The sequence below is a fragment of the Geminicoccus flavidas genome (assembly GCF_009806515.1).
Lineage (GTDB): Bacteria > Pseudomonadota > Alphaproteobacteria > Geminicoccales > Geminicoccaceae > Geminicoccus > Geminicoccus flavidus.
Window position 1 is genome coordinate 1 of record NZ_WUJP01000239.1, and the last position, 5,593, is coordinate 5,593.

Annotated in this window: 6 protein-coding genes; all 6 read right to left on the minus strand. The window is 65.8% G+C overall.

The annotated features are described in order from the left end of the window. Positions 1–194: 194 nt before the first annotated feature. Complete coding sequence (locus tag EQG76_RS06725; protein ID WP_407925506.1) at positions 195–974, minus strand: DUF899 domain-containing protein; 780 nt, start codon at positions 972–974, stop codon at positions 195–197. Positions 975–1,040: 66 nt separating this feature from the next. After that, complete coding sequence (locus EQG76_RS06730; RefSeq protein WP_159711781.1) at positions 1,041–1,487, minus strand: SRPBCC family protein; 447 nt, start codon at positions 1,485–1,487, stop codon at positions 1,041–1,043. Positions 1,488–1,527: 40 nt separating this feature from the next. Further along, a complete protein-coding gene (locus EQG76_RS06735) occupies positions 1,528–1,842 on the minus strand; it encodes an ArsR/SmtB family transcription factor (protein WP_200840607.1) in 315 nt (104 codons plus the stop codon). 111 nt (positions 1,843–1,953) lie between these two features. Continuing rightward, positions 1,954–3,333 (minus strand): DUF1593 domain-containing protein, encoded by a 1,380-nt coding sequence (locus EQG76_RS06740; protein ID WP_159711783.1) that lies wholly within the window; start codon positions 3,331–3,333, stop codon positions 1,954–1,956. A gap of 575 nt (positions 3,334–3,908) precedes the next feature. Then, positions 3,909–4,877 (minus strand): cyclase family protein, encoded by a 969-nt coding sequence (locus EQG76_RS06745; protein WP_159711785.1) that lies wholly within the window; start codon positions 4,875–4,877, stop codon positions 3,909–3,911. 53 nt (positions 4,878–4,930) lie between these two features. Next, the coding region (locus EQG76_RS06750; RefSeq protein ID WP_331463729.1) for an ABC transporter permease at positions 4,931–5,593 on the minus strand (663 nt) is incomplete at its 5' end.

A 5,593-nucleotide genomic window follows, 5' to 3' on the forward strand; every position in this document is an offset into this window, starting at 1 on the left:
TCCTGCTGGAACGGCTCATCCCGAACGAGCTACGGGCACCCCTGCCGAGGCGGCTGCGGCTGCCGCAGCTATTCTCCCGGCGGCGCTTCGTCGACTACGTAACTCTCATGCGCAACATGGAGCCGGGCGACACCGAGACGCTGCACCAGGTGTTCTCCTGGGGCAGGGACTTCTGATGTCGCCCGCCGGAACCGTCAGGCCGGCACCGGCTCCTGGTGGCAGGCGCAGGTGGACGCACCGGCCGCCTCATAGCGGTCGTGATGGCGGACCCAGTCGCGCAGGTCGCCGTTCGGCCCGTTCTCGTTACGGCCGAAGGGGGTGAGGTCCAGGAAGTTGTAGGCGCCGACCAGGCGCTCGTCGCCACGCGCGTAGGTCGAGTAGGTGTGGAAGACTTGGCCTTCGGCGTCCTTGTGGAAGACGCTGATGCCGGGCAGCTCGTCGCATACATAGGGCTGCGGCGCATAGTTGTAGTAGACGTCGCCGCGCTCCCGGTCATCCTCGGTGAAGGACACGTCGAAGTCGAAGTTGAAGTCGCTGTTCAGCGAGGACACCCAGCGAAACGTCCAGCCCATCCGCCGGCGGAACGCCTGGATCTTGGCCAGTGAGGTGCGCGAGACAGCCGCGAACGCTACGTCGTGATGGTCGAGATGGCGGAACGCCGGCTCGACATGATCGGCCATGAACGAGCAGCCGACGCAGCCCTCCTCCCAGTCCGGGCCGAACATGAAATGCTGGACGATCAGCTGGCTGTGCCGGCCGAACAGGTCGGTCAGGCCGACCGGCCCCTGCGGCGCCTCGAACCGGTAGTCCTTCTCGATCCGCACCCAGGGCAGCGCCCGCCGCTCGGCCGCCAGCGCGTCCTGCGCGCGGGTCAGCTCCTTTTCCTTCGCCAGATGCGCCTTGCGCCGGGCCAGCCATTCCTGACGGGTCACCACCTCATGCATGGGACATGCTCCTTCCTGCCCGAAGCGCATGCGGCATCGGCCGACACTCCGGATCGGTTGCCGTGAATGAAGGAAAGCGGCAGGGACCGTGCCGGCTCAGTCCGAGCCGGTGTCCCGCTCGACCAGTGCGGCCAGCTTCTCGACCGCGCCGGTCCAGCCGGAGCGATGCGCGTCGCGCGCCGCCTCGTCGAAGAACTGCTCGTGGGTCAGGGTCATCACGGTGCCGTCACCGTCCGGCTTCAGCGCCACCGTCACCAGCGACTCCCGCTCCGGCGTGCTGCGCCAAGCCCACGTGAACACCAGGCGCTGGTGCGGCACCACCTCGCGATACTCGCCGCTGACATCGTGGCGCTCGCCGTCCAGCGTGTGGAAGGCGATGTGGAAGCGCCCGCCCTTCCTGACGTTGGTCTCGGCCTGGACAGTCGGGCCTGCGTCCGGGCCGAACCACTGGACCAGCTGTCGGGGCTCGGTCCAGGCCGACCAGATCCGCTCCGGCGACGCCCTCAGGCGCCGCCGGATGGTGAGGCTGGGCTTAGCGGACATTCAACCTCCTGCAACGGCTCGTCCTTCTCCAGGAAGGCGGCTAGGCGGCTAGGCGATCGATGCGCTCGGTCCAGAACCGCTGGTAGCGGGACAGCCACGCCATGGCCTCCTCCATCGGGGCGGCGTTGAGCCGGCAGGACACGACCCGGCCCGACTTGCGGCGCTCGACCAGGCCGGCGTCGGACAGGACGTCGAGATGTTTCATGATCGCCGGCAGAGAGACCGGGAACGGCCTGGCGAGTTCGCTCACCGACAGGGTCTCGGCTTCGCCGAGCCGGGCGAGCAGCGCGCGCCTAGTGGGATCGGCCAAGGCGGCGAAAGTGCGATCGAGGATCGGGTCGAGTTGCTTAACCATTAAGTTAAGCATTAGCCCGCCGTCATCTGCTCGTCAAGATGGTAAGGGTCCCGCCAGATCTGGCTCCCCGGCAGCCTGCCGGGGAGCCATGTGCCCGAGAGCCCCGGGCGATCAGTTCTTCACGTTCACCAGCACCCGCTGATAGCGGGTCAGCCTGGGCGAGCCGCTGTCGGTGACCTCCAGGATCACGTTCAGCGGCTTCGACAGCGCGCTGCCCGGCGCGGTCAGGGTCGCCTTGGCGGAGTTGGCGTTGTCGATCCGGACCGTGCCGTAATAGTCGCTGACCTCCTTGTAGATCCACCAGCGATAGCTCAGCCGATCGCCGTCCGGGTCGCTTGACCTGGAGGCGTCCAGCGTCACCTTGCCGCCCGGCTTGACCGTCACGTTGGCAGCACTGGCGAGCTTGGCCACTGGCGGGTGGTTGGCCTGGGCGTAGCTGGTCTCCAGCCAGCGGGCACGAGCCGCGAAGTCGGCCTGATAGGCCGGGCGCCAGCGCGCCACGCCCAGGCGGCGCGACTTCACCCCATCCACCTCGTCCAGCAGGTAGCGCGAGGTGTAGAGATTCTTCGAGATCTTGTAGTACTCGGCCTCCTTGGTGTAGCGGCCGCCCCAGCCGCCGCCCTTGGGCAGCTCCGGGTCACTGAGGCCGATCGGCAGAATGTGCAGGAAGGATGGGCTGTCGCCTTCCTTCAGGCCCTTCTCCGTGGTGTTGAGCGGGTACATCCTGCCGAGATTGCCGCGGTTCAGGATGTTCGCCTTGAGCCAGTCCGCGTCCTGCATCGACCGGTCACCCAGCAGGTACATGCCCCGGAAGGTGGCCGTCCTCGAGCCGTCATGCTCGATGCTGGCGATCCAGAACATTTCCTTGGCGTTGTCCATCAGGTACTGCCCGGGCTCGGGCGAGTACTGGCTGAGGCTGATCGAGTAGACTCGCAGCTTGCGCTGAAACGCGATGAAGGCCGCCTCGGAACGGGTCGACTTCACGTTGTAGATCGCCTGGGCCAGCTCGCGGATGCCACCCCAGACCAGGACCCAGATCGGCCCCTTCGACTGGTCGACCATGTAGACAATGTGCTTGGCCGCGGCCGAATCGTAGCCCTTGCCGACCTTGTTGTTGAGGCTCAGCCCAGACTTGACCCGGTTCTTGAGCAGGCTGGCCGCGGGGAAGTTCGGATCGTGCTGTCGCAGCCTGCCCAGGTCCTTGCCGTAGGCATCGAGCACGGCATGGACCAGATCCGGCCGCACCGGCCCTTTCGGGACGTAGGTCGGCAGGATGCCCTTGATGCTGAGCTCGTTGCTGTAGAGCAGCATCCGGATCAGGGACTGGGTATCATCGGGATCCTGACCGATATCGGTCAGGACGATCACCTCGGGTGCTGCCGCCCGCGCGGGCGACCAACCCGCCGTCTGGCTCAGCGCCAGCAGCGCCAGCGCGGCCGTCAGGACCAGTCGCCCGCCCTGCCCGGCCAGCTTCGCAAAGAACCGTCTCACTTTCCCTCCGCTCGGCATCAGTGACTGTCGAGCCGGGGCAGGTCGTGACTACGCGGCGGCATTCGGACCTGAGGGATGCACCATGGGCGCTGGTCCGGCGCAAGGACTGGTCAGCCGTCAATAGTCCACACGAGAAATACGAGGAAATCTTCTCCCTGTCTGGCTACCAATGATTTGGCTGCAAGAAGAACCGACAGAAATCTCAGATTTTCATCGATCCCTCGTGGCAGCCGCCTCCTGCACCACTGCGTATACACAAGACAAACCTGTCCCGTGTGTGCTGGAAGCACGTCCAGCGACACGCGGCAACTCCCCGGTACTCATCTGGTAGGGCCAGTTTTCCGCAATTGCAAACCACACTTCCCGAAGATTTTCGGAAGCGCGGCGGCTATGAGGAAAAGACTCGACAGTCTGCGGCAATGGTCGGGCGGCTGGCAAAGCCAGTGACTAGCTGGGTTTCCAGGCCAGCATTGGGCGGCCGCCACATCGGTGGCGACCGCTCAATCGACTTCATTCGCCTGTTGCTTGCGGCAACATGCCGCGCAAGCAGTGCCGGAGTACTGGCACGGAACTGGTCAGAGCAGCGGCATCGCGACCGGCCGCATCGGCGTGCCCGTCGCACCCCGCAGCTTGATGCAGGCGCCGAAGAAGGCGAACTCGTGCACCTTGTCGGCGATGAGCTCGTCCAGGAATGCCATCTCCAGGATCGGCACCCCCGCTTCGGCGAGCAGGTAGGTGTGCACCGGGAAGAAGTTGAGCGGATGTGCGCCGGGCGTCTGCTCCAGCGTCAGGTTGTCGGCGCCGATCATGATCGCACCGTTCTTGCACAGGAACTCCGCCCCCTCCCGGTTCAGGCCGGGCGTGTTCTGGGTGAAGCTCATGTCCGGCCATTTCTTCATCTGGCCAGTGTTGATCAGCACCACGTCGCCCAGCTTCAGCTCGAGCTTCTGGTGCTTCAGGCAGTCGTCCAGGTCCTTGGCGCCGATGCCGTAGCTGGGCGGCAGGGTCTCCACCCCGTGCATCGCCGCGATGTCGAGCAGGATGCCGCGCGCCAGGATCGGCGGGTACTTCTCCGGCCCGCACTTGGTCCAGGCCCGGCTGCCCAGATACTGCTCGGCGGTGAAGCCGTTGAAGATCTGGCCGTTATAGCCGAAGTGGTTGAACGTATCGATGTGCGTGCCGCAATGGGTGTACATCGAGATCGCATCGCCGGAGTAGGCGACCAGCTGGTTCGCCTCCAGGCTCACTCCCATGCTGTTGCCGGCGATCTCGCCGGCGGGCGTGTGGGTCATCCAGATCTGGTAGGGCTGGTCGCCGGCGCCGAACCAGCCGGGCATGCCGACGAAATGATCGACCGAGAGGTCGAAGATCTTCGTGGCATCCGCCCTCCCCAGGATCGCGGCGCGCGAGGCGCCGTCGATCAAGTTCAGCATCCCGATCTCGTCGTCCGGCCCGTAGGGGCTTTTCGTGACCTTGTGGAACTCGGCGTTGTAGGCGACGATCTTCTGCTTCTCGGCCTCGCTCACATAGCATACGACGCACATGGGCGCTTCCTCCCGCTTCTTTCGAGGGCTCGTCTAGGCGGCACGCCGGCACCCTAGCCGGTGCGCGGCCGCAGATGCGCGAACCAGGACCGCTCCAGGCGGCGCATGGCAAGGGTGATCAGCCAGGTCAGTGCCAGATAGCACGCCCCGGCGGTGATGAAGGCCTCGAACGGCGCATAGTAGCGGGACTGGACCAGGCGGGCGGCACCCGTGAGGTCCAGCACGGTGACGATGCTGACGATCGAGCTGCCGTGCAGCATGAACACGATCTCGTTGCCATAGGCGGGCAAGGCCCGACGAAACGCGCTCGGCAGGATGATCCGGCGCATCATCAGGCCCTGCGACATGCCGCAGGCGCGCGCGGCCTCGATCTCGCCCTTGGGCATGGTCTGGATGGCGCCGCGCAGGATCTCGGCGGTGTAGGCGGCCGTGTTCAGCACGAAGGTCAGCAGCGCGCAGAACCAGGCCTCGCGCAGCAGGAACCAGAACGGACTGGCGCGCACCGCCGCGAACTGGCCGAGGCCGTAATAGATCAGGAAGAGCTGGATCAGCAGCGGCGTGCCGGTGAAGCAGTAGGTGTAGAGCCAGGCCGGGGCGTTGATCAGCGGATTGCGGCTGGCGCGCATGATCCCGACCGGGATCGCCAGCACCAGGCCGACCATCAGCGAGACCGCCACCATCCAGACCGTGTTCCACAGGCCCAGCGCATAGAACTG

Bases quoted from the DNA above. Each gene is read 5' to 3' on its own strand.
- EQG76_RS06725 (WP_407925506.1), bottom strand. From the start codon at position 974: ATGCGCTTCGGGCAGGAAGGAGCATGTCCCATGCATGAGGTGGTGACC.
- EQG76_RS06730 (WP_159711781.1), bottom strand. From the start codon at position 1,487: ATGTCCGCTAAGCCCAGCCTCACCATCCGGCGGCGCCTGAGGGCGTCG.
- EQG76_RS06735 (WP_200840607.1), bottom strand. From the start codon at position 1,842: ATGGTTAAGCAACTCGACCCGATCCTCGATCGCACTTTCGCCGCCTTG.
- EQG76_RS06745 (WP_159711785.1), bottom strand. From the start codon at position 4,877: ATGTGCGTCGTATGCTATGTGAGCGAGGCCGAGAAGCAGAAGATCGTC.